General features: G+C 65.9%; 20 protein-coding genes and 1 tRNA gene. 11 read left to right on the top strand and 10 right to left on the bottom strand.

What is annotated here, in order from left to right; all coding sequences use genetic code 11:
- Nucleotides 1-71: 71 nt before the first annotated feature.
- On the top strand, nt 72-1,637 hold the full coding sequence (locus AC56KZ_RS09690; RefSeq protein WP_497161941.1) for a methyl-accepting chemotaxis protein: 1,566 nt from the start codon (nt 72-74) through the stop codon (nt 1,635-1,637).
- 18 nt (nt 1,638-1,655) lie between these two features.
- Here AC56KZ_RS09690 and hutI read toward each other — a convergent pair whose 3' ends face one another.
- The 7 genes from hutI to AC56KZ_RS09725 form a co-directional block, all read right to left on the bottom strand.
- Complete coding sequence (gene hutI, locus AC56KZ_RS09695) at nt 1,656-2,900, bottom strand: imidazolonepropionase (protein ID WP_497161942.1); 1,245 nt, start codon at nt 2,898-2,900, stop codon at nt 1,656-1,658.
- Nucleotides 2,893-3,492, bottom strand: a complete 600-nt coding sequence (locus AC56KZ_RS09700) for a HutD/Ves family protein (RefSeq protein WP_497161943.1) — start codon at nt 3,490-3,492, stop codon at nt 2,893-2,895. Before AC56KZ_RS09700 ends, hutI begins: the two co-directional genes overlap by 8 nt.
- The gene (locus AC56KZ_RS09705; protein ID WP_497161944.1) at nt 3,489-4,856 is read right to left on the bottom strand and encodes a formimidoylglutamate deiminase; all 1,368 of its coding nucleotides are present in this window, start codon (nt 4,854-4,856) and stop codon (nt 3,489-3,491) included. The genes AC56KZ_RS09700 and AC56KZ_RS09705 overlap by 4 nt, the downstream gene beginning before the upstream one ends.
- Nucleotides 4,853-5,641 carry an N-formylglutamate deformylase gene (gene hutG, locus AC56KZ_RS09710; RefSeq protein WP_497161945.1) on the bottom strand — a complete coding sequence of 263 codons (789 nt, stop codon included), beginning with the start codon at nt 5,639-5,641 and terminating at the stop codon, nt 4,853-4,855. The genes AC56KZ_RS09705 and hutG overlap by 4 nt, the downstream gene beginning before the upstream one ends.
- A gap of 20 nt (nt 5,642-5,661) precedes the next feature.
- Nucleotides 5,662-7,209, bottom strand: a complete 1,548-nt coding sequence (hutH, locus tag AC56KZ_RS09715) for a histidine ammonia-lyase (RefSeq protein WP_497161946.1) — start codon at nt 7,207-7,209, stop codon at nt 5,662-5,664.
- 13 nt (nt 7,210-7,222) lie between these two features.
- A complete protein-coding gene (gene hutU, locus AC56KZ_RS09720) occupies nt 7,223-8,932 on the bottom strand; it encodes a urocanate hydratase (protein WP_497161947.1) in 1,710 nt (569 codons plus the stop codon).
- Between the two features lie 105 nt (nt 8,933-9,037).
- Nucleotides 9,038-10,705 carry an amidohydrolase gene (locus tag AC56KZ_RS09725; RefSeq protein ID WP_497161948.1) on the bottom strand — a complete coding sequence of 556 codons (1,668 nt, stop codon included), beginning with the start codon at nt 10,703-10,705 and terminating at the stop codon, nt 9,038-9,040.
- Between the two features lie 140 nt (nt 10,706-10,845).
- On the opposite strand from AC56KZ_RS09725, the gene bla reads away from it, so the two are divergent.
- Nucleotides 10,846-11,703 carry a subclass B3 metallo-beta-lactamase gene (gene bla, locus AC56KZ_RS09730; RefSeq protein WP_497161949.1) on the top strand — a complete coding sequence of 286 codons (858 nt, stop codon included), beginning with the start codon at nt 10,846-10,848 and terminating at the stop codon, nt 11,701-11,703.
- A 9-nt stretch (nt 11,704-11,712) separates the two neighbouring features.
- Here bla and ada read toward each other — a convergent pair whose 3' ends face one another.
- Nucleotides 11,713-12,786, bottom strand: coding sequence for a bifunctional DNA-binding transcriptional regulator/O6-methylguanine-DNA methyltransferase Ada (gene ada, locus AC56KZ_RS09735; protein WP_497161950.1), 1,074 nt, complete (start codon nt 12,784-12,786; stop codon nt 11,713-11,715).
- 114 nt (nt 12,787-12,900) lie between these two features.
- Between ada and hutC the strand changes: the two genes are divergently transcribed.
- The 6 genes from hutC to AC56KZ_RS09765 all read left to right on the top strand — a co-directional run bounded on the left by hutC (nt 12,901) and on the right by AC56KZ_RS09765 (nt 18,494).
- Nucleotides 12,901-13,620, top strand: a complete 720-nt coding sequence (gene hutC / locus AC56KZ_RS09740; RefSeq protein WP_497161951.1) for a histidine utilization transcriptional repressor HutC — start codon at nt 12,901-12,903, stop codon at nt 13,618-13,620.
- A gap of 97 nt (nt 13,621-13,717) precedes the next feature.
- On the top strand, nt 13,718-14,116 hold the full coding sequence (locus AC56KZ_RS09745; RefSeq protein ID WP_497161952.1) for a response regulator: 399 nt from the start codon (nt 13,718-13,720) through the stop codon (nt 14,114-14,116).
- Between the two features lie 231 nt (nt 14,117-14,347).
- Complete coding sequence (trxA, locus tag AC56KZ_RS09750) at nt 14,348-14,692, top strand: thioredoxin TrxA (protein WP_497161953.1); 345 nt, start codon at nt 14,348-14,350, stop codon at nt 14,690-14,692.
- 177 nt (nt 14,693-14,869) lie between these two features.
- Nucleotides 14,870-16,132 carry a transcription termination factor Rho gene (rho, locus tag AC56KZ_RS09755; RefSeq protein WP_497161954.1) on the top strand — a complete coding sequence of 421 codons (1,263 nt, stop codon included), beginning with the start codon at nt 14,870-14,872 and terminating at the stop codon, nt 16,130-16,132.
- 213 nt (nt 16,133-16,345) lie between these two features.
- On the top strand, nt 16,346-16,621 hold the full coding sequence (locus tag AC56KZ_RS09760) for a type B 50S ribosomal protein L31 (protein ID WP_497161955.1): 276 nt from the start codon (nt 16,346-16,348) through the stop codon (nt 16,619-16,621).
- A gap of 139 nt (nt 16,622-16,760) precedes the next feature.
- Entirely contained in the window at nt 16,761-18,494 is a 1,734-nt protein-coding gene (locus tag AC56KZ_RS09765) for an ArnT family glycosyltransferase (protein WP_497161956.1), read from the top strand.
- 18 nt (nt 18,495-18,512) lie between these two features.
- On the opposite strand, the gene AC56KZ_RS09770 is transcribed toward AC56KZ_RS09765, so the two are convergent.
- On the bottom strand, nt 18,513-19,100 hold the full coding sequence (locus AC56KZ_RS09770; RefSeq protein ID WP_497161957.1) for an FxDxF family PEP-CTERM protein: 588 nt from the start codon (nt 19,098-19,100) through the stop codon (nt 18,513-18,515).
- Between the two features lie 191 nt (nt 19,101-19,291).
- Between AC56KZ_RS09770 and AC56KZ_RS09775 the strand changes: the two genes are divergently transcribed.
- From AC56KZ_RS09775 to AC56KZ_RS09785, 3 genes are all read left to right on the top strand, one after another.
- On the top strand, nt 19,292-19,879 hold the full coding sequence (locus AC56KZ_RS09775; RefSeq protein WP_497161958.1) for a hypothetical protein: 588 nt from the start codon (nt 19,292-19,294) through the stop codon (nt 19,877-19,879).
- Nucleotides 19,862-19,946 (top strand) — tRNA-Leu (locus AC56KZ_RS09780). Before AC56KZ_RS09775 ends, AC56KZ_RS09780 begins: the two co-directional genes overlap by 18 nt.
- A 354-nt stretch (nt 19,947-20,300) precedes the next feature.
- Entirely contained in the window at nt 20,301-20,537 is a 237-nt protein-coding gene (locus tag AC56KZ_RS09785) for a hypothetical protein (protein ID WP_497161959.1), read from the top strand.
- 34 nt (nt 20,538-20,571) lie between these two features.
- Here the strand turns inward: AC56KZ_RS09785 and AC56KZ_RS09790 are convergent, their stop codons facing one another.
- A complete protein-coding gene (locus tag AC56KZ_RS09790) occupies nt 20,572-21,363 on the bottom strand; it encodes a substrate-binding periplasmic protein (protein ID WP_497161960.1) in 792 nt (263 codons plus the stop codon).

The raw sequence follows: 21,363 nt of genomic DNA on the forward strand, positions 1-21,363 counted from the left end.
CAATTTTTTGCTTCCATGCGTTACTATCAGATGAAATAAAACTACCAAGTACCGCCCCGGGGAGAGACAGGATGAAAGTTTTCAGGACGCTCACCGCGCAGATCAATGCGCTGGCGAGGCAATTGCATGGACAACTGCCAGGCGCGATCACCGTCGATCACGGGCACAGCGTCGACATCAACGGCACCCCGACCCCGGTACTGCGAAGCGGGTCGGCCGTCCTGAACATGGACTTCTCGCTGCCGGACCTGTTCAAACAGACCACTGGCGCCACCTCCACATTCTTCGTACGGATCGCGCAGGACTTCGTGCGCGTCACTACCTCGGTCAAGCGCCCCAACGGCGAGCGCCCGCTCGGTACGCCACTTGACCGTGCGCATCCCGGCTACAAGGAACTGATGGCCGGCAGGCCTTATGTCGGCTATGCCACGCTGTTCGGCACCCAGTACATGACCCATTACGATCCGATTTTCAACAGCAGCGGTGTTGTCATTGGCGTGTTGTATGTCGGCCTCGACGTTGCCAACTACCGCCAGGTGCCCGTCTCGCTCAAGCTGGCGCTGGTCGCCGTGCTGGTCGCGGGAACCGCAGGCGCCGCCGGCATCTGGGCCTTGACCGCGCACGCGCCGGCGCCAGAAGTCGCCGGCCTGCGCCTGAATTACCTGCTCGGCATGCTGTGGCCCTTGCTGGTACTCGGCGTCATCGTCGACCAGGGCGTGCGGCGCATGATTACGCAGCCCTTGATCGAAGCGCGCGCGGCGGCGGTGAAACTTGCACTGGGTGACCTTTCCTCGCAAATGCATGTGGGGCGGCGGGACGAAATCGGTCAATTGATGCAGGCGATTAACGGTATCAGCCAGGGCCTGGCCGATATCGTCGGCAAGGTGCGTAATGGTTCGGACAGCATTGCAGGGGCAACCCGCGAAATCGCCACCGGCAACGCCGACCTGGCCACCCGCACCGAGACCCAGGCCGCCTCGCTCGAGGAAATCGCGGCCAACGTCGACACCATCGTGACCGCCGTGCGCGCCAATGTGGAGCGCTCGGCCCACGTGACATCCTTGTCGGCGTCGGCGTCGAACGAGGCCGAAAGCGGCGGCAAGGCGGTGGCCGAGGTGGTCGGCAAGATGGCCGCGATCCGCCAGGCCTCGTCGAAGATGGCCGGCATGATCGGCACCGTCGAAGCGATCGCCTTCCAGACCAACCTGCTGGCGCTGAACGCGGCGGTCGAAGCGGCCCGTGCCGGTGAAAACGGCCGCGGCTTTGCCGTGGTGGCCTCGGAAGTACGGGCCCTGGCGCAGCGCAGCGCGGCCGCGGCGCGCGATATCGGCGCCGTGATCAATGCCTCGCTGGCCGAGGTCGATGGCGGCAGCAAGCTGGCCGACCAGGCCGGCGTCACCATGACGAACCTGCTGCAGTCGGTGCGCAGCGTGGCCGGGATCATGACGGAAATGAGCGCCGACAGCCGCGCCCAGGGCAACGGTATCGAAGAACTGAATCAGTCCATCGGCAAGCTCGACGACATGACCCAGCAGAACGCCGCCCTGGTCGAGGAAGCTGCCGCGGCGGCCGAGAACGTGCACCGCCGCGCCGACGAACTGTCAAGCGTGGTGCAGGTGTTCAAGCTCAGTCGGTAAGCCTGGCAAGCCGGAAATTCAAAACCCCGCCGGCAGTCCCACGTCGCGCTCGCGCATCACGCCGCCGTTGACCACCGAATGGCAGGGATTGAAGCCGATCGCGTAGGCCAGTTCGGCCGGGCGGGCGATGTCCCAGAGGGCGAAGTCCGCCCGTTTTCCCACTTCCAGCGTGCCGATGTCGGCTTGCAGGCCGAGCGCGCGCGCGGCGTGCACGGTGGCGCCCTGCAGCGCTTCGCGCGGCGTCAGGCGCCACAGGGTGCAGGCCATGTTCATTGCCAGCAGCAAGGACGTCATCGGCGAGGTACCCGGATTGCAGTCGGTCGCGATGGCCAGCGGCACGCCGGCGGCGCGCAGCGCATCAAGCGGCGGCGCCTTCGTTTCGCGCAAAAAATAATAAGCGCCGGGCAGCAGCACGGCCACCGTGCCGGCTTGCGCCAAGGCGGCAATCCCGGCCGGGCTCAGGTGCTCGAGGTGGTCGGCCGACAGGCCGCCATAGCGCGCCACAAGTTCCGCGCCGCGGCTGTCGGACAGCTGTTCCGCATGCAGCTTGACCGGCAGATTCAGGCGTTTGGCGGCGGCGAACACGCGCTCGGTCTGCTCAATGCTGAACCCGATCTGTTCGCAGAAGGCGTCGACCGCGTCGACCAGTTTTTCCTTGACCAGCAGCGGCAGCATGCGCTCGGCCACGTCGGCGATGTAGTCGTCGGGGCGATCCGCGAATTCGGGCGGCAGTGCATGGGCGCCGAGGAAGGTGGTGCGCACCCGGACCGGCAGCAGTTCGCCGATGCGGCGCGCGGCGCGCAGCAGGTTCGCTTCCCCTTGCAGGTTCAGGCCGTAGCCCGATTTGATCTCGAGCGTGGTGACGCCCTCGGCCAGCAGTTGCGAGACGCGCGGCGCGCTCTCGCGCAGCAGGTCTTCCACGGTGGCGGCGCGGACCGCGCGCACGGTGGCCATGATGCCGCCGCCGGCGCGCGCGATGTCCTCGTAGCTGGCGCCTTCCAGGCGCGCTTCCCACTCCTCGCTGCGGTTGCCGGCGTGGACGATGTGGGTGTGGCAGTCGATCAGGCCGGGGGTGAGCCAGGCGCCGTCGCAGTCGTGGATGACGGCCGCGCGCGGCGCTTCGCGGCGCGCGCCGACCCAGGCGATGCGGCCCCCGTGCACGGCGATGGCGCCGTCCCTGACCTCGCCGTAGCCGTCGACCATCGTGGCCAGGTTCACGTTCGCAAACACCGCGTCATAACGCGGGCCGTGGCGCTCACTCATCTTCGTCTTCCTCGCTGTAGTAGAAAATGTCGACAATGAAAATCAGCGCCTGGGTGGTCTCGAGCGACCAGACCGTGCCCGGATCGAACATCACGGCGTCGTAGCGCACCATGTTGATGCGTTCCGATTCGCTGGCGATTTCCAGCGTTTCGCCCTCGGCCAGGAACATGATCGTCAGGTCGGCGCGCGCCACGAAACGCGATTTTCCGTTCAGGCGGCGGCGCCCGAACTGGTGGTAGCAGCGGTCGCTGCGGGTCATGACATTGAAATCGGTGGTCGGGCCGCGATTGAGTTTGGCCACCACGTCCGAGTCGCCGTCGAAGGCCAGCACCGGGCCGTTTTCGCAGATGATCACCCGCTCGGCGCCGTCGATGTCGAGCGTCATGCCGTGGCCGTCCACCAGCGCCAGGGTGCGGTCGACGCCGGGAAAGCGCGAGAACGGGCCATCCTCGGAAATCGTGGCCAGGCTGACGCGCCAGTCGAAGTCGTCGAAGCCGGCCTCCGGCGGGCCGACCGCAATCGTGGTGGTGCTGCCGCCGCCATTTTTCCACGGCAGCGCCGACAGTCCGGCAAACGGAATCAGGATATTCATGCTCTTACCTCACGCAACTCGTTGATGGCTTCCCGGTAGCGGCGCCCGATCGCTTCCTGGGCCATGTGGCGTCCGCCCTGCACTACCCAGCGCCCGCCGGCCAGCACGTCGCGCACCAGGTTGTCGTTGCCGCAGAAAACAAGCCGGCCCAGCACCTCGGCGTCCAGCACGCCGTCCAGGTTCGGATGGGCGCTGTCGAGCACCAGCAGGTCGGCGCGCCGCCCCGCCTCGAGCGCGCCCACCGGCCGTCCGGCCGCCTGCGCGCCGCCGGATAGTGCATCCTGCCACAGGTTCAGGCCGACGTCGCGCCGGGATGGGCTGGCGGCGACATTCCGCACTCCGCGCACCAGGCGCTGGCCGTATTCGAGCCAGCGCAATTCCTCGACCGGGCTCTGCGACACATGGCTGTCGCTGCCGATGCCCCAGCGCCCGCCGGCCGCCAGGTAGGCCGGCAGCGGGAACAGGCCGTCGCCCAGGTTGCCCTCGGTGGTCGGGCACAGGCCGGCCACGGCGCTGCTGTTTGCCAGTTGCAGGATTTCGGCATCGTTCAGGTGGGTCGCGTGGACCAGGCACCAGCGCGCATCGATGCCGATGTGCTCGAACAGATAATCGACCGGGCGGCGCCCCGAAAATGCGATGCTCTGCGCGACTTCGCCCGGCTGCTCGGCGATGTGGATGTGCAGCGGCCGCCCACCGGGCAGGGCGCCGGCCAGCTCGCGGATCTGGTCGATGCCGGCTGCGCGCAGCGAATGCGGCGCCGCCCCCACCTCCAGCTGGCCACTGCGCAGCGGTTCGAGCGCTTCCACCACGCGCAGCACGGCGTCGACATCGGTGCGAAAGCGCGCCTGTTCCGCCTTCAAGGCCTGCGCGCCGAAGCCGCTGTGGCTGTACAGCACCGGCAGCAGGGTCAGGCCCATGCCCGATTGCTGGCCGGCCGCGGCGATGCGCTCGGCCATCTCCGCCGGGCGCGCATAGAAGGCGCCGTGGGGATCGCGCTGGATATAGTGGAACTCGCACAGCGCCGTATAGCCGTGGCGCAGGCATTCGACGAACAGCTGGGCGGCGATGGCTTCGATCTGCTCGGGGGTGATGGTGGCGGCGAAGCGGTACATCAGGTCGCGCCAGGTCCAGAAGCTGTCCGGCCCATCGCCCGCTTTTTCGGTCAGGCCGCCGAGCGCGCGCTGGAAGGCATGCGAATGCAGGTTGACCATGCCCGGCACCACATACTCGGCGCGGGCGACGCCGATCGGCGGGCGCGCGCCGGCGTCGACGCGGGTTAAATTGCCGCGGCCATCCCATTCGAGCAGCACGTCGCCCTGCCAGCCGCCAGGCAGCAAGGCGTGGCGCGCGAACAGCGCATTCATGCGCGCACCCAGTCGAGCGCAGCCTGCATCATGTCCTGCAACAGCGGCTGCACCTCGGCGGCGACCTCGGGCCGGTAGGCGAAGGGCGGCGCTTCATCCATGTACAGGCACTGGACCATCTCGAGCTGGATCGCGTGCACGCCGCTGGCCGGCTGCCCATAGAAGCGCGTGATGTGGCCGCCCTTGAAACGGCCGTTGACGGCAGTGCTGAAACGGTCCTGGGCGCGCGCCACGCCGACCACGGCATTCTCCAGCCCCGGATCGCAGGACTTGCCCTCGGCGGTGCCGAAGTTCAGGTCCGGCAGGCGGCCCTCGAAAAAGCGCGGCACTTGGGAGGCAATCGAGTGCGCATCCCACAGCACCACGCGCCCGTGCAGCGCCAGCAGCCTGTCCAGCTCCGCGCGCAGCTGCCGATGGTAGGGCTGCCAGTAACGCGCCAGGCGCCGCGCGACCTCGAGCTGGTCCGGCACGCGCCCTTCCTGGTACAGGCCCTCGCGCCCGAAGGTATCGACCGGGCACAGGCCGGTGGTGTCCAGGCCGGGATACAGATTCGTGTTCTCCGGCGGGCGGTTCAGGTCGATGACATAGCGCGACCAGCGGGCCGCCAGCGTCGAAATGCCCATGCGTTCCGCGGCCCCGTAGAGCTCGGCCAGGTGCCAGTCGGTATCGGCCGTGGCCAGCGCGCAGGGCGTCATGTGCGCCACCACCTCGTCGGGAATGTCGGTGCCCACATGCGGCATCGACAGCAGCATCGGGGTGCTACCCGCCTTGAACCGGAAATCCATGAATACTCCTGCTGATGAAATTATGGATGCAGTATTGCGAACAACTCCTTGCAGGATGCTGACAGCTCGCCCTCGACCACCATCAGGCGCGCCGCCTCGATGTCCGGCGCGAAGAAGCGGTCGGCATCGAAAGGCGCCACGCGCGTGCGCAATTGGGCATGCACGTGCTCCAGATGCGTGGATGTGGCCAGCGGGCGGTGGAACTCGATGCCCTGGCTTGCGGCCAGCAGTTCGATCCCGACAATAACCGACGTATTGTGCGCCATCTGGGCCAGACGGCGCGCCGCGAAGGTGGCCATGCTGACATGGTCTTCCTGGTTGGCCGAGGTCGGCAGGCTGTCGACGCTGGCCGGATGGGCCAGCGACTTGTTTTCCGAGGCCAGCGCGGCGGCCGTGACGTGGGCAATCATGAAGCCGGAATTCAGGCCCGGCTCGCGCACCAGGAAAGCTGGCAGGCCCGACAGGTTGGCGTCGATCAGCAGCGCGATGCGGCGCTCGGACAGCGCGCCGATTTCGGCAATGGCGAGGGCCAGCGTGTCGGCCGCAAAGGCCACCGGCTCGGCGTGGAAGTTACCGCCCGAGAGGATCGCGCCATCTTCAGGGAACAGGAGCGGATTGTCGGTGACGGCGTTCGCTTCGATCAGCAGGGTGCGGCTGGCATTGCCGACCAGGTCCATCACGGCGCCCATCACCTGCGGCTGGCAGCGCAGGCTGTACGGATCCTGCACGCGCTCGTCGCCGACCAGGTGCGACGCGCGGATCGCGCTGCCGGCCACCAGTTCGCGGTAGATGGCGGCGGCGGCGATCTGGCCCGGCTGGCCGCGCACCGCGTGGATGCGGGCATCGAAAGGCGCGTCGCTGCCGCGCGCGGCGTCGACCGACAAGGCGCCGGTCACCATCGCCGCTTCCACCAGGCGCTCGGCCATGAACAGGCCATGCAGGGCCAGCGCGGTCGACACCTGCGTGCCATTGATCAGCGCCAGGCCTTCTTTTGCTGCCAGCGTCACCGGTTCGATCCCGGCGGCGGCCAGGGCATCGGCGGCCTCCATCAATTCACCGTTGCGGCGCACCGGGCCGACACCCATCATCGCCAGCGTCATGTGCGCCAGCGGCGCCAGGTCGCCCGAGGCGCCGACCGAACCCTGGCAGGGTATGGCCGGCATGATGCCGGCGTTGTAGAGGGCAATCAGGGTGTCGATGATGATCGGGCGCACGCCCGAATAGCCGCGCGCCAGGCTGCCGATCTTGGTGAGCAGAATCAGGCGCACGACGGCGTCGGAAATGAGTTCGCCGGTGCCGACCGCGTGCGACAGGATCAGGTTGCGCTGCAGCTGCTCGAGCTGGTCGTTGCGGATGTGGGCCTTGGCCAGGATGCCGAAGCCGGTGTTGATGCCGTAGGCCGGGTCGCCCTTGTCGACGATGGTTTTGACCAGGGCGGCGGAGGCGGCGATCGGCGCGGCGGCGCTGGCGGCCAGCGCAATCGGGAAATGCGAGGCCCAGACGGCGCGCAGGTCGGCCAGCGTCAAGGCGCCGGGTTGCAGGGTCCAGTGCTGCGATGCGTTATTCATGTTTTCGGTACTTTTATTTGATCATCGGGAGGTTCAAACCGGTGCGCTTGGCACAGGCGATGGCGGTCTCGTAGCCGGCGTCGGCATGGCGCATGACGCCCGAGCCGCTGTCGTTCACGAGCACGCGCGCCAGCCGTTTGGCCGCCGCCTCGGTGCCGTCGGCAACGATGACGACGCCGGAATGCTGCGAATAACCCATGCCGACGCCGCCGCCGTGGTGCAGCGAAACCCATGTGGCGCCGCCGGCGGTATTCAACAAGGCGTTCAGCAGCGGCCAGTCCGACACGGCGTCGGTGCCGTCGCGCATGCTTTCGGTTTCGCGGTTCGGGCTGGCGACCGAGCCGGTGTCCAGGTGGTCGCGGCCGATCACGATCGGCGCTTTCAGCTCGCCCGTGCGCACCATCTCGTTGAACGCGAGGCCGGCCAGGTGGCGTTCGCCCAGGCCCAGCCAGCAAATGCGCGCCGGCAGACCCTGGAAGGCGATGCGCTCGCGCGCCATGTCGAGCCAACGGTGCACCTGCGCGTGCTGCGGGAACAGTTCCTTGATCTTGGCGTCGGTTTTATAGATGTCTTCCGGGTCGCCGGACAGCGCCACCCAGCGGAAAGGGCCGCGCCCCTCGCAAAATTGCGGGCGGATATAGGCCGGCACGAAGCCAGGGAAATCAAAGGCGTTCGCCACACCCTCATCCAGCGCCACCTGGCGGATGTTGTTGCCGTAGTCGACCGCGTGCGAGCCCATTTCCTTGAAATCGAGGATGGCGCGCACATGCACGGCGCATGAAGCGGCGGCGGCCGCTTTCAGGCGCGCGTGCTGGCCGGGATCGGCTTGCGCCGCCTTCCACTGCTCCACCGTCCAGCCCTGCGGCAGGTAGCCGTGGATCAGGTCGTGGGCGGAGGTCTGGTCGGTCACCATGTCCGGCACCAGGCCGCCGGCGCGGGCGCGCCGCACGAGTTCGGGCAGCAGGTCGGCGGCGTTGCCGAGCAGGCCAATCGAGACCGCTTCGCGCTTGCCGGTATGCTCGGCAATCAGGGCCAGCGCATCGTCGATGTCCCTAGCCTGCTTGTCGAGGTAGCGCGTACGCAGCCGGAAATCGATGCTGCTCTGCTGGCATTCGATGTTCAGCGATACGGCGCCGGCAAAGGTGGCGGCCAGCGGCTGCGCCCCGCCCATGCCGCCCAGGCCCGCGGTCAGGATCCAGCGCCCGCCCCAGTCGCCGCCGAAATGCTGGCGCCCGGCTTCGGCAAAGGTTTCGTAGGTGCCCTGCACGATGCCCTGGGTGCCGATATAGATCCAGCTGCCGGCGGTCATCTGGCCGTACATGAACAGGCCCTGGCGATCGAGTTCGTTGAAATGCTCCCAGTTGGCCCATTTCGGCACCAGGTTCGAGTTCGCCAGCAGCACGCGCGGGGCGTTTTCGTGGGTCTGGAAGACGCCGACCGGTTTACCGGACTGGATGAGGAGGGTCTGGTCGTCTTCCAGCGCGCGCAGCGAGGCCAGGATCTGGTCGTAGCATTCCCAGTTGCGCGCGGCGCGGCCGATGCCGCCATAGACCACCAGGCGCTGCGGGTCTTCGGCCACCTCGGCGTCTAAATTGTTCTGCAACATGCGGTAAGCGGCTTCGGTCAGCCAGCTTTTACAGGACAGTTCCGTGCCGCGCGGGGCGCGGATGGAGCGGGTTGGATCGAAGCGTGGATCGACAGCGTGAGACGATTCTTGGGTCATGGCAGCTCCTGGCATTGGGGAAGGACGAGCGATATGCCGCCCGCCCCGTCATCCTGAGAGTCTAGACTTGTCTATACAACAGCGTCAATCCATATCGTCAGCGGTTTACCGTTTTTCGTACACCGGTTTGCCCGCCACCCAGGTCTGCAGCACGCCGGTCTTGTGGATGTCATAGGTCGGCATGCGGAACAAGTCCTGGTCGATGACGATGAAGTCGGCCCACTTGCCCGGCTCGAGCGAACCGACCGTGTTTTCGGCGTGGCCGGCATAGGCCGCGTCGAGCGTGAAGCAGCGGAAGGCTTCCTTCAGCGACATCGCCTGGTTCGGGTACCAGCCGGCGACCGGCTGGCCGGAGGCGTCCTGGCGCGTGACGGCGGCGTGGATGCCGAAGAAGGGGTTCGGCGATTCGACCGGGAAGTCGGAACCGCAGGCCACGCGCGAACCCTGCTGCAGGAAGGTGCGCCAGGCATAGGCGCCCTTGATGCGCTCGGCGCCGACGCGGCTTTCGGCCATGTTCTTGTCCGAGGTGGCGTGGGTCGGCTGCATCGAGGGGATGATGCCGAGCGCCTGGAAGCGCGGAATGTCGGCGGCCGTCACCACCTGAGCGTGCTCGATGCGGTGGCGCTGGCCTGCACTCCTGGTCGCCGCCAGTTCTTTTTTATAGATGTCGAGGACCTGCTTGTTGCCGGCGTCGCCGATCGCGTGCACGTTGACCTGGTAGCCGCGCGCCATCGCCTTCTTCATCTTCGCGTTCATCTGCGCCGCGTTGAAGAACAGCAGGCCGTGCGAATGCGGCTCGTCGCTGTAGGGCTTCAGGAGAGCCGCGCCGCGGCTGCCGAGCGCACCGTCCGAATACAGTTTCACGGCGCGCAGCGCGTACATGTCGTTGCCATAGGTTTTCAGGGGGCCGTTCTTGGCTAGCGCATCGAAGTCGGCGTCGGTGCCGCCGATCATGCCGTAGATGCGTGCGGTCAGCTTGCCGGCGTCGGCATAGCTGCGGAACAGGCGGTCTTCCGCCACGCCCAGGCCGGCATCGTGCGCGCTGGTGAGGCCGACGCGCGCCATTTCCTGCAGCGAGCGCTCCAGCACGACGCGACCTTCCGCTTCGGTCTGCGCGGGCATGACCTTGGTGACCAGGTCCTGTGCGGCGTCGACCAGCACGCCGGTCGCTTTGCCGTTTGCGTCGCGCATGATCTTGCCGCCGGCCGGATCCGGGGTTTTATCCGTGATGCCGGCGGCGGCCAGCGCGCGGCTGTTGGCCCAGCCGGCGTGGCCGTCGACGCGCTCGAACCAGACCGGCTTGTCGCTGACGACGGGATCGAGATCGGCGGCGGTCGGGAAGCGGCCCAGTTTCCAGTTCTCCTGGTTCCAGCCGCGCCCGCGCAGCCAGGCCTGCTTCGAATTCGTGCGTGCATAGTCGCCGACCGCTTTCAGGGCAGCCTGCAGCGAGGTCGCTTGCGACAGGTCGAGCTGGGTCAGCATCTGGCCCAGGCCGAACACGTGGCCATGGGCGTCGATCAGGCCCGGCAGCACGGTCCGGCCCTGCATGTCCACGCGGCGTCCGTTCGGCGCCTTGGCCTGCACCTCGGCGGCGCTGCCGACGGCGAGGATGCGGCCCTTGTCGTCAAAGGCGAGCGCATTGAACTGCACCAGCTCACCCTTGGTGTTGAGCGTGTATCCGTTGGCGTTGACGATAATGGTGTCAGCCTGGGCATTGGAGAAAGCCAGGACGGCCAGGACGAACAAGGAACACTGCTTCGGGGTGGGGCGCATGGACTCTCCGTGGAAAAAAAACAAAACATGAGTGTAGCGAAGTCCTTGCGGCTTTGACACTGCCGACTGTGTTTCCTTGAAGCTTTTTTCGTTATGATCGCGGTGGTCACTCCTGAATCACCTCATCAATGGACATCCTCGTGAAACGCATCGCCACCATCCTGTCTTGCCTCTGCCTGTCCACCGCTGCCCTTGCCGCCGACTGGGAAGGCCCGCAGGAACCGTTTGCCCTGCACGGCAACAGCTATTACGTGGGCACCGAGGGCCTGAGCGCGGTGCTGCTTACTTCGCCGGCGGGCCACATCCTGATCGACGGCGCCGGCCCGAAGACCCCGCTGCAGATCGCCGCCCATATCCGCCAGCTCGGCTTCAAGGTGGAGGACATCAAATTCATCCTGACGTCGCACGAGCATCTCGACCATGCGGGCGGCATCGGCGAACTGCAGCGCCTGAGCGGCGCCACGGTGCTGACCAGCCCGGCCGCGAAACCGGTGCTGGAATCGGGCGTGACGGACAAGGGCGATCCGCAGTTCGGATCGAAGTTTCCGAACATGACGCCGGTGGCGAAAGTCAACACCGTGCGCGATGGCGAGACCGTCACGCTCGGGCCGCTGGCCGTCAAGGCGCATTACACGCCAGGCCATACCCAGGGCGGCATCAGCTGGACCTGGCAGTCGCAGGAGAAGGGCAAGACGCTGAACATGGTCTACGCGGACAGCCTGAATGCGGTGGCGGGACCGAACTTCCGCTACAGCGGCAACGCGCTGTATCCGCAGGCGAAACGGGATATCGAGCGTTCGATCGCGCTGGTCGCCGCCCTGCCCTGCGACATCCTGGTGAGCGCGCATCCGGATGCGATTGGCCTGATCGAGCGTCAGGCGAAGGTCAAGCAGCTCGGCAGCGCCGCCTTTGTCGACCGCGACGCCTGCCGCAAGTATGCCGAGGCAGGCCGCAAGCGGCTGGCGGAAACGCTGGCGAAAGAAGCGGCGGCGCGTTAATCGTACCCATTAATCCACCGTTTTTTCGCGCGCGATCAAATTCGCCTTGCGCTCGATCCCCCAGCGGTAGCCCGACAAGCCGCCGTCATTCCTCACCACCCGGTGGCAGGGAATCGCCACCGCCACCGGATTGGCAGCGCAGGCGCCGGCCACGGCGCGCACCGCCGATGGCGCCCCGATTCGCTGCGCCAGTTCGGTATAGCTGACCGTCTCGCCGGCCGGGATGGCGCGCAGCGCCGTCCAGACGCGCTGCTGGAAGGCGGTACCGCGCAGGTCCAGCGGCAGGTCCAGGCCGATACGCGGCGCCTCGACCAGGCCCACCACCTGCGCCACCATCTGCTCGAAGTGGCCGTCGGCGCCCAGCAGTTGCGCCTTCGGGAAGCGGTCCTGCAAGTCGCGCAGCAGAGTATCCGGATCGTCGCCCATCAGGATTGCGCAGATGCCGCGTTCGGTCGCCGCCACCAGGATCGCGCCCAGCGAGCAGGCGCCGACGGCAAACCGGATCGACTCGCCGGCGCCGCCCTGGCGAAAGCGCGCGGGCGCCATCCCCAGCATCGCTTCCGCGCCGGCATAAAAGCGTGAACTCGACCCGAAACCGGCCGCGTACAGCGACTCGGTCACCCCGGCGCCCTGCCCCAGGGCCTCGCGCACGCGCTCGGCACGGCGCGCCGCGGCATAGGCTTTCGGCGTGAGCCCGGCATGGGCCTTGAACACGCGCTGGAAGTGAAAGCGGCTCATGCCGACCGCGCGGGCGACGGCCTCGACATCCGGCGCTTCTTCGAGCGCGCCGAGCAGGCGGCAGGCCTCGGCCACGGCTTGCGCCTGGCGCTCGGCGAGCGGGGGCTGGCCGGGTTGGCAGCGCAGGCAGGCGCGAAAGCCGGCTGCCTCGGCCTCCAGGCAGCTGGCATGGAAGGCGACGTTCGCCTGCAAGGGCGTGCGCGCGCCGCAGGAGGGCCGGCAATACACGCCGGTGCTGCGCACGGAATAGTAAAAGACGCCGTCGGCCTGCGTGTCGCGGCGCTGCACGGCGGCCCAGCGCGCATCAAGGCTGGCATAGATTTCGGTGGGAGTCTCGGTCTTCATGGCCAACATCGTGACACAAGCCGGTCTCGAAAACACCCCGATCCTTGCTTTCGAATTGGCGATGCTAGAATCGATGTTTCCATAGTCATCATTATCGCCCTTCGGGAGAGCAGGTTGGACGAACACAGCGCACAAGCGAGCACCCCGATTTTCCAGCGCATCAAGGATTACCTGCTCGGCGAGATCGCCACCGGGCGCTGGAAAGAGGGTGAGCTGGTGCCGTCGGAGCAGGCGCTGGTGCGCCAGTTCGGCGTCTCGCGCATGACCGTCAACCGCGCCGTGCGCGAGCTGACCGCCGAACAGGTGCTGACCCGCCGCCAGGGCTCGGGCACCTATGTCGCGCCGCGCAAATACCAGGCCACCCTGGTCGAGATTCGCAGCATCGCCGACGAAGTGCGCGCGCGCGGCCACCGCCACGCCAGCCGCCTGTGCCTGCTCGAACAGGCGCCTGCCCCCGAGGCGCTGGCGCTGCAGTTCTCCCTCGATGCGGGCGCGCCGCTGTTCCATTCCGTGATCGTCCACTTCGAGAACGACGCCCCGATCCAGCTCGAGGACCGCTGGGTCAATCCCGGCTGCGCGCCGGACTACCTGCGCCAGGATTTCGGCAGCATCACGCCCAACGAGCACCTGATGGCCGTGGCCCCGCTGCAGGGCGCCACCTACAGCATCGAGGCGGTGGGCGCACCGCGCGACGTCGCCGACATGCTCGGCATCGACGCGCGCGCCGCCTGCCTGGTCCTCAATCGCACCACCAGTTCGCAGGGACAAGTCGCCTCGGTCGTACGGATGTGGCACCCGGGAAACCTGATCCAGTTAACAGGTAGCGTCGGCTAAACCAGTCAGGGAGAATATATTTTGAACGGCGTGTGCCACGCATGCCGGTTCTCGCCCATAATTCGCACCCAGTTACTCTCTAGCCGGAACCAATGGTATGAATATGCTCACCGCTCGACACCTGGACCAGCCGCCGCGCGTGCTGGTTCTCGACGATGACCTGTTCATGCTGGAGATGCTGAAAGACATGCTGGAACAAATCGGCGTACGCGACGTCTATATGGAAGCGAGCACCCGTCACGCACTCTCGACGCTGGCCGAAGCCAGTCCCGACGTGCTGATCTGCGACCTCGCGCTGCCCGACATGGACGGCATCGAATTCCTGCAGGTGGCCGCCGAACGCGGCTTTGGAGGCGGCGTGATCTTGTTGTCAGGCATGGATTCCGGTGTACGCGACGCCGCCGGTGAATTGGCCCGGGTACTGGGTTTGCGGGTGGATGGCATCTTCCGCAAACCGATTGCGCTTGACCAATTGCGCAGCGCCGTGGCCTGTTGAGATTTTGTACAAACGTCTGAACACTATTCGGGAAAATAAGGTATTATTCGGCCTAATTCCCCCGCCTGACGTCCTCCAGACGCCCTTCCAAATAGTGAGTTCGCGCGCATTGTCTCCACCATTGCGCAGCAGCTAATTGTGCTTAGGGACGTCGTCCCGAAAAGCGGAAGTGGGACCTTGCCTGCAGGTTCCCAGGCGTACCTTGATCCTTACCTCTTCTTTGAGGAAAAAATGAGCGAAAACATTAAACACATCAGCGATGCTTCTTTCGAAACCGACGTGCTCAAGTCCGAGCTGCCGGTGTTGGTCGATTTCTGGGCCGAGTGGTGCGGTCCATGCAAGATGATCGCCCCGATTCTCGAAGAAGTTGCCAAGGAATACAACGGCAAGATCTCGATCGTGAAGATGGACGTCGATGCCAACCAGGCCGTGCCGGCCCAGTTCGGTATCCGCGGCATCCCGACCCTGATCCTGTTCAAGGACGGCGCCGTGGCAGCACAAAAAGTCGGCGCATTGGCCAAGGGCCAGTTGACCGCCTTCATTGAAAGCAATATCAATAGCAACAGCAACACCTGAAGCGCATAGCGGCGGCAGCGCGCCCGCACTGCCGCCATTGTCCGGACGGGAATCCGGTCGGCTCCGACCGCTTCCCAACCTGACGCAGTCAATGCAGTTTAATTTATCTGCAGCTAAATTTATCCACGTCGTTCCCTCCCCTACCTAATATTTCCCGTCACGGGACACCCAAACAACATGCACTTATCTGAATTGAAGGCAATGCACGTCTCCGCGCTGCTGGAGATGGCCATCGGCCTCGACATCGACAACGCAGCGCGCCTGCGCAAGCAGGAACTGATGTTCGCGATCCTGAAGAAGCGCGCCAAATCCGGCGAGCAGATCTTCGGCGATGGCGCCCTGGAAGTCTTGCCGGACGGCTTCGGCTTCCTGCGTTCGCCCGACGCCAGCTACATGGCCTCGACCGATGACATCTATATCTCGCCGTCGCAGATTCGCCGCTTCAACCTGCATACGGGTGACTCGATCGAAGGCGAAGTGCGCACCCCGAAAGACGGCGAGCGCTACTTTGCCCTGGTAAAGGTGGACAAGGTCAACGGCGAATCGCCGGAAGCCTCGAAGCACCGCATCCTGTTTGAAAACCTGACGCCGCTGCACCCGAACGAGCCGCTGCGCCTCGAGCGCGACATGAACGGCCAGGAAAACATCACCGGCCGCATCATCGACCTGATCTCGCCGATCGGCAAGGGCCAGCGCGGCCTGCTGGTGGCTTCGCCGAAGTCCGGCAAGTCGGTCATCCTGCAGCACATCGCCCACGCGATCACCGCCAACCATCCGGACTGCACCCTGATCGTGCTCCTGATCGACGAGCGTCCGGAAGAAGTGACGGAGATGCAGCGTTCGGTGCGCGGCGAAGTCGTCGCCTCGACCTTCGACGAGCCGGCCACCCGCCACGTGCAGGTTGCCGAGATGGTGCTGGAAAAGGCCAAGCGCCTGGTCGAAATGAAGAAGGACGTCGTGATCCTGCTCGACTCGATCACCCGCCTGGCGCGCGCCTACAATACCGTGATCCCGGCTTCGGGCAAGGTCCTGACCGGTGGTGTCGACGCCAACGCGCTGCAGCGTCCGAAGCGTTTCTTCGGCGCCGCCCGCAACATCGAAGAAGGCGGCTCGCTGACCATCATCGCCACCGCCCTGGTCGAAACCGGTTCGCGCATGGACGACGTGATCTTCGAGGAATTCAAGGGCACCGGCAACATGGAAGTGCACCTCGAGCGCCGCCTGGCCGAGAAGCGCGTCTACCCGGCGATCAACCTGAACAAGTCGGGCACCCGCCGCGAAGAACTGCTGATCAAGCCGGACCAGCTGCAAAAGATCTGGATCCTGCGAAAGCTGCTGTACTCGATGGACGAGATCGAAGCGATGGAGTTCATCCTCGACAAGATGCGGGCGACGAAGACGAATATCGAGTTCTTCGACATGATGCGCCGCGGCGGCTGATTCAGCCAACAGCATCAAGGGGGGCGGCGCGAGCCGCCCTTTTTTCATTCGGGCGTCGGGTGCACGCGTCGGTCAAGCTTGCCGCGCCGGCCCAGGCACCTTATAATCGTGGGTTCAGCAGTACTCAACCCCGGCAAGTGATCGGCAATCGGGTCAAGAAGCAGGACGACCGACGAAGTGCAGTTTGGCTACCAAACCTACCAAGGCAGAACCATGAAAAAAGAAATCCATCCAGAATACCGCGATGTCGTCTTCCACGACATGTCGTGCGACTTCAAATTCGTGACCCGCTCGACCATCAACACCCGCGAGACGATCAACCACGAAGGCAAGGACTACCCGCTGGTCAAGATCGAGGTGTCGGCTGAATCGCACCCGTTCTACACCGGCAAGCACAAGATCGTCGACACCGCCGGCCGCGTCGAGAAGTTCCGCCAGAAGTTCGGCGCCGTCGGTTCGAAGACCGCCATCGCCAACGACCAGGGTTAAGCTCGGGAGCCCCTTGCGGGCTTCACGATAACGCTGCAAAAAAGAAGCCGCTATCCGGCTTCTTTTTTTTCGCCATTATTTCGGTTTTCTATTCACCGCTATACTAGCCCGACATTCATTCGCCACATCCGACTTATCGATGAAACCAGTCCGCCTTCCCGCCTCCGCCACCGTCGCCCTGCCGCGCTGGGCCCTGTTCGCACTGGGCCTGCTGTACATCCTGCCGGGGCTGATCGGCCGCGACCCGTGGAAGGAAGACGCCGACAGCTTCGGCATCATGTGGACGATGTCGCGCGGCGGCCTCGAGGACTGGCTGTACCCGAACATCGCCGGCCTGCCCGCGCTCGACGAGGGGCCGCTTGCCTTCTGGCTGGGCGCGCTGTGCATCAAGCTCTTCGGCTGGCTGCTGGGCGACGTGCTGGCCGCCCGCATGTCGAATATCGGCATGTTCGTTGCCGGCGGCATGTCGCTCTGGTACACCGCCTTCCACCTCGGGCGCCGTCCCGAAGCCCAGCCGCTGCGCCTGGCCTTCGGCGGCCAGCCGGAGCCGGACGACTATGGCCGCACCCTGGCCGATACGGCGGTGCTGGTCTACCTCGGCTCGCTCGGCCTGCTGCAGTACAGCCACCAGACCCTCGCCGTCACCCTGCAGGGTTCGCTGCTGGCCTATTTCCTGTACCGCGCGGTGCGCTATATCGAAACGGCCAGCCTGCGCAACGCCGCCCTGGTCGGCCTGTCGCTGGGCGCGCTGACGCTCACGCGCGGGCCGCAGTCGCCGCTGGCCCTGCTGCTGGCCCTGTTCCTGTGCACCCGCTTCTTCCGCATCCCGACGCGCGCCGCGCTGCCGCACCTGCTGCTGGCCGCGCTCGCCGCCCTGCTCCTGACCCTGGTCTGGATCCTGCCGGCGAGCCTGGTCCAGCCCTATGGCCAGTCGCCGGTAGCGGCCTGGCTCGACTGGAACGCGCGCCAGCTGGCCCTGCCCGGCTGGACCTCGCTCAAGGAATTCTTCCGCATCGGCGTCTGGTTCTTCTGGCCGGCCTGGCCCTTCGCCGGCTGGGCCATCTGGGCCTGGCGGCGCCAGCAGCACATGCTGCACATCGTGCTGCCGCTGACCTTCCTGGGCGCGCTCACCGCGCTGATCCTGTGCGACCCGACGCCGGAAAACGGCGACCTGCTGAAACTGCTGCCGCCGCTGGCCCTGATGGCCGCCTTCGGCCTGCCGACCATGAAGCGCGGCGCGATCAATGCCATCGACTGGTTCTCGGTAATGGCGCTGACCACCCTGGCAGCCCTGGTCTGGCTGTTCTGGATCGCCAAGCTGACCGGCTGGCCGGCCCAGCTGTCGCGCAATGCATTAAAACTGGTACCGGGCTTCACGCCGGAATTCGGCATCATCAGCTTCATGGTGGCGGCCAGCGTGTCGATCGGCTGGATCTGGCTGGTGCGCTGGCGTGTGTCGCGCCAGCGCACCGTGCTGTGGCGCGCGGTGGTGCTGTCCTCGAGCGGCCTGATCCTGCTGTGGGTGCTCCTGATGACCCTGTTCCTGCCGGACCTGAACTACAGCAAGAGCTATGCCGGCGTGGCGCGCGCGATCGCCGCACGGCTGCCGCCGCAAGCGAACTGCATCGAGACCAATGTCGGCGCATCGCAGCGCGCCTCGTTCGCCTATTTCGGGCGCCTGCCTTTCGTCGGCGTCGAAGGCGGCCAGTGCGATTACGTGCTGCTCCAGGACAGCCTCAAAAAGCGCCGTGTCGGCGAATTCGAACGCGAGCTGAACCGCACCTGGCGCACCGCCGGCGCCACGCTGCTGTGGGAAGGCCGCCGCGCCTCCGACCGCGACGAGCGCTTCCGCCTGTACCGCAGGGCGCCGTGAGCTGCGGCGCCGGTCTCATTATTCACGCCTGAGCGGACGGCGACGGCGCGCCAGTGCGCCCGCCGCCAGGCCCGCCAGCAGCATCGCCCAGAATGCTCCTTCCGGCACCGGCGAGACCGTCAGGTCGCCGCCGAAGCTGCCCCCGCCGAGTCCGACCACCCGTCCATCGACGCGCACCGCATACGATCCGACCGGCAGGTTGAACGCGCTCACCGACCATGAATCGACCGGGTTCTCGCCGAACCCGGTGAGGTCGATCCCGGCTACCGCATTGCCGATAATCGCCAGCGTGGCCGGATCGAAGCGGTACAGGGACAGGCCCGTGATCAAAAGGTCTTTGGTGGCCGGCGAGTCGAGATAGGACGAGGTGACCGAGGCCGCCGCGTCGAACGGGATTCCGGCGACCTCGAAGGTGTACACACTGGCAAAGGCGCGCCCGCTCTCGCCAGCCGCGAAGGCATCCCCATAAAAGGCGTTGAAACCGCCCACGCCGTCGGCGTTGACGGCGATCGGCGCCTTGCGTTCGATCGTTTGCGCACCCGCCCCCGGTGCGCCGCAGAGAAGGGCCAGGAGCACAGCGCCCAGGATCAACGGTTGTCGTTTCATGGTCCCTCCCTCGGAGAAATCTGAACAAACTCAGGAAATGTCGGCAGGGATGCCCCACCGGGCACGCCACCCCGACGTGAACAATTGTCTCCAGTCATGTTATTGCGTCACCTCAACTTCAGGGAAAAAGTGCGGCCGACAATGGCGAGTAGTCCACCGCCGTTCCGGCCGGCCCCCTATCAGGAGACAACATGAAAAGCGTAATGTTCTCGGAAATCGTGCATGCGCATTCGGGCGCAGGCGGAACGCGCGCGCTGCGCGGCCTGCCACCGCTGGTGGCCTACGGCATTACGGTAGCGATCGGCATGCCGCTGATGGTGCTGGCCCTGCGCGCCATGGACCCCGGCGCGCCGCTCGCCGTCATCGTGCTGCCGATGCTGGCCGGCCTGGCCCTGCCGCTCTGGGCCGGCACCCCTGGCCGCCTAGACATCTGCACCCGCTTCGACGCCGTCCACCTGCGCCACACCCTCGCCGAGTCGCTCGCGGCGCTCGGCTATGCCGAGGCCAGCGCCGCAGCGGGCCAGCTGCGCTACCGCAGCCGCACGGGCAAGGCCATCACGGTCCGCATCCATGCCCACGCGCTCGAAATCATCGGCCCGGTCCCGGTCCTGCGCGCGCTGCAAGAGGCATTGTCAGGAGCGGCAGTCGCGCCAACTGCGACCCCGGCTGCCGCGCCAGCGACGCCGGCGCGTGCCGCCATCCTGCCGAGCCGGGAAACTGTTGCCGGTGCAATGCAAATCAGCGATAATGCGGGGCGCGTTGCCGGGATGGCGGAATAGGTAGACGCACGGGACTCAAAATCCCGCGCCGCGAGGCGTACCGGTTCGATTCCGGTTCCCGGCACCACAATCTTGCATTAAATAGAATCACCCAAGTGCAGAACCCGCATGCTTCACAGCAGTGCGGGTTTTTTGTTGCCTGATCTTGTGTCAGGAGTCGCGCTGCCTTGCATTAGAGGCAGGGCCAGAGCCCTATTTCGCGCGAAGCGCGGTAGCAGCCGGTCGCAATCCCGTCGATCTCGTTTCCGCAGCGGCGATATCTACCCGAGCGATCCCGAGATACGATGGCAATGTACCCTTGCGAATTCTGATCGCATGCCTGAGGGCCCACTCCGTTGAAATCACCGCCCCGGACAGCCGCTCCCCCTGTGTTATCTTTATTTACATACTTTTATTGTCGATATTGAGGGAGGCTAATCATATGAGCATGTCACAGCCCCTGCATCGTCCAGCTCCGCTCAATGTTTTCGGTCGCCTGCTACGTTGGCTGAATGCATCAGCCGATGTGAACTGGCAGGATGCGCAGCGATCCGAAGCGTGGAATACCGGCTATCGCGCCTATTTCAAGGGCCGGCCGAACCCTTATATGCCGGATACGACGAGCTACCGCGAATGGGAGTCGGGCTACGACGATGCCTACTCCATGACGGCCTGGTAGCTTCGTCACCTGCCCGGCAGAACCGGCCAGCTTGCTAACGGCTGCCCGCCTGTCCATGCCACCCGTCATACGAGCGCTCGATCCGCCGCATCACCCCTTCGCGCTCGAGGCTGGCGAAAGCGCCGTTCAGGCGTTTGACCACGGTATCCGGCACCGCCCGGTTGCAGGCCAAAAACACGTCGATCCGATTGAACACCAGTACCGGGACGATCTTGTCGCTCCAGCCGTTTTGCTCGAGCACCGGGCTGCCGGCGCGCAGGGCGGCGGCCCACAGGTCGATGCGGCCGAGCAGGAGCTTGCGCGGATTGGTCAGGTCGTTCGGTGCGGCGTCGACGCGAAAGCCACGGCTGCGCAGGTAGCCGTCGCGGGCGTCGCCGTTATAGGTGCCGATCCGGTACGGGCGCGCGTCCTCGAGGGTGCGCAGCGTGATGCCGCTGCCGGCGCGCGCCATCAAGACCCATTCGGCGCTGTCGGTCGGCCCGACCCATTTGAAGAGCGCCTGGCGCTCGGGTGTGCGCGTGGTCGAGTAGACGCAGGCATCGGGCCGGGTGCGCGCCGCGGCGTAGGCGCGCTTCCAGGGCAGCAGGTCGATCGTATAGGGCACGCCGGCGCGCTCGAAAGCGGCGCGCACCTTGTCGGTGGCAATGCCGATCACCCGCCCTTCGCTGTCCTGCATGCTCGATGGCGCTGCCGACTCGGTGGTGATGTACAGCGGGCTCTCGAGCGCGAGCGGGTCGTCGCCGCTATCGATCCGGACGTCCGCGCATGCTGCGCCCGTGGCTGCAGCCAGTACGAATGTGGCAAATAAAATATGTTGGATCAGCAT

The sequence above is a fragment of the Telluria sp. LT2P34 genome (assembly GCF_059685915.1).

What these genes read in the sequence shown, in the direction of transcription:
- hutG (WP_497161945.1), bottom strand. Translation starts at nt 5,641, where the DNA reads ATGGATTTCCGGTTCAAGGCGGGTAGCACCCCGATGCTGCTGTCGATG.
- AC56KZ_RS09690 (WP_497161941.1), top strand. Translation starts at nt 72, where the DNA reads ATGAAAGTTTTCAGGACGCTCACCGCGCAGATCAATGCGCTGGCGAGG.
- rho (WP_497161954.1), top strand. Translation starts at nt 14,870, where the DNA reads ATGCACTTATCTGAATTGAAGGCAATGCACGTCTCCGCGCTGCTGGAG.
- hutH (WP_497161946.1), bottom strand. Translation starts at nt 7,209, where the DNA reads ATGAATAACGCATCGCAGCACTGGACCCTGCAACCCGGCGCCTTGACG.
- hutU (WP_497161947.1), bottom strand. Translation starts at nt 8,932, where the DNA reads ATGACCCAAGAATCGTCTCACGCTGTCGATCCACGCTTCGATCCAACC.
- AC56KZ_RS09785 (WP_497161959.1), top strand. Translation starts at nt 20,301, where the DNA reads ATGAGCATGTCACAGCCCCTGCATCGTCCAGCTCCGCTCAATGTTTTC.
- AC56KZ_RS09705 (WP_497161944.1), bottom strand. Translation starts at nt 4,856, where the DNA reads ATGAATGCGCTGTTCGCGCGCCACGCCTTGCTGCCTGGCGGCTGGCAG.
- AC56KZ_RS09725 (WP_497161948.1), bottom strand. Translation starts at nt 10,705, where the DNA reads ATGCGCCCCACCCCGAAGCAGTGTTCCTTGTTCGTCCTGGCCGTCCTG.
- AC56KZ_RS09770 (WP_497161957.1), bottom strand. Translation starts at nt 19,100, where the DNA reads ATGAAACGACAACCGTTGATCCTGGGCGCTGTGCTCCTGGCCCTTCTC.
- AC56KZ_RS09775 (WP_497161958.1), top strand. Translation starts at nt 19,292, where the DNA reads ATGAAAAGCGTAATGTTCTCGGAAATCGTGCATGCGCATTCGGGCGCA.
- trxA (WP_497161953.1), top strand. Translation starts at nt 14,348, where the DNA reads ATGAGCGAAAACATTAAACACATCAGCGATGCTTCTTTCGAAACCGAC.
- AC56KZ_RS09700 (WP_497161943.1), bottom strand. Translation starts at nt 3,492, where the DNA reads ATGAATATCCTGATTCCGTTTGCCGGACTGTCGGCGCTGCCGTGGAAA.
- ada (WP_497161950.1), bottom strand. Translation starts at nt 12,786, where the DNA reads ATGAAGACCGAGACTCCCACCGAAATCTATGCCAGCCTTGATGCGCGC.
- AC56KZ_RS09760 (WP_497161955.1), top strand. Translation starts at nt 16,346, where the DNA reads ATGAAAAAAGAAATCCATCCAGAATACCGCGATGTCGTCTTCCACGAC.
- AC56KZ_RS09790 (WP_497161960.1), bottom strand. Translation starts at nt 21,363, where the DNA reads ATGCTGATCCAACATATTTTATTTGCCACATTCGTACTGGCTGCAGCC.
- hutI (WP_497161942.1), bottom strand. Translation starts at nt 2,900, where the DNA reads ATGAGTGAGCGCCACGGCCCGCGTTATGACGCGGTGTTTGCGAACGTG.
- AC56KZ_RS09765 (WP_497161956.1), top strand. Translation starts at nt 16,761, where the DNA reads ATGAAACCAGTCCGCCTTCCCGCCTCCGCCACCGTCGCCCTGCCGCGC.
- AC56KZ_RS09745 (WP_497161952.1), top strand. Translation starts at nt 13,718, where the DNA reads ATGAATATGCTCACCGCTCGACACCTGGACCAGCCGCCGCGCGTGCTG.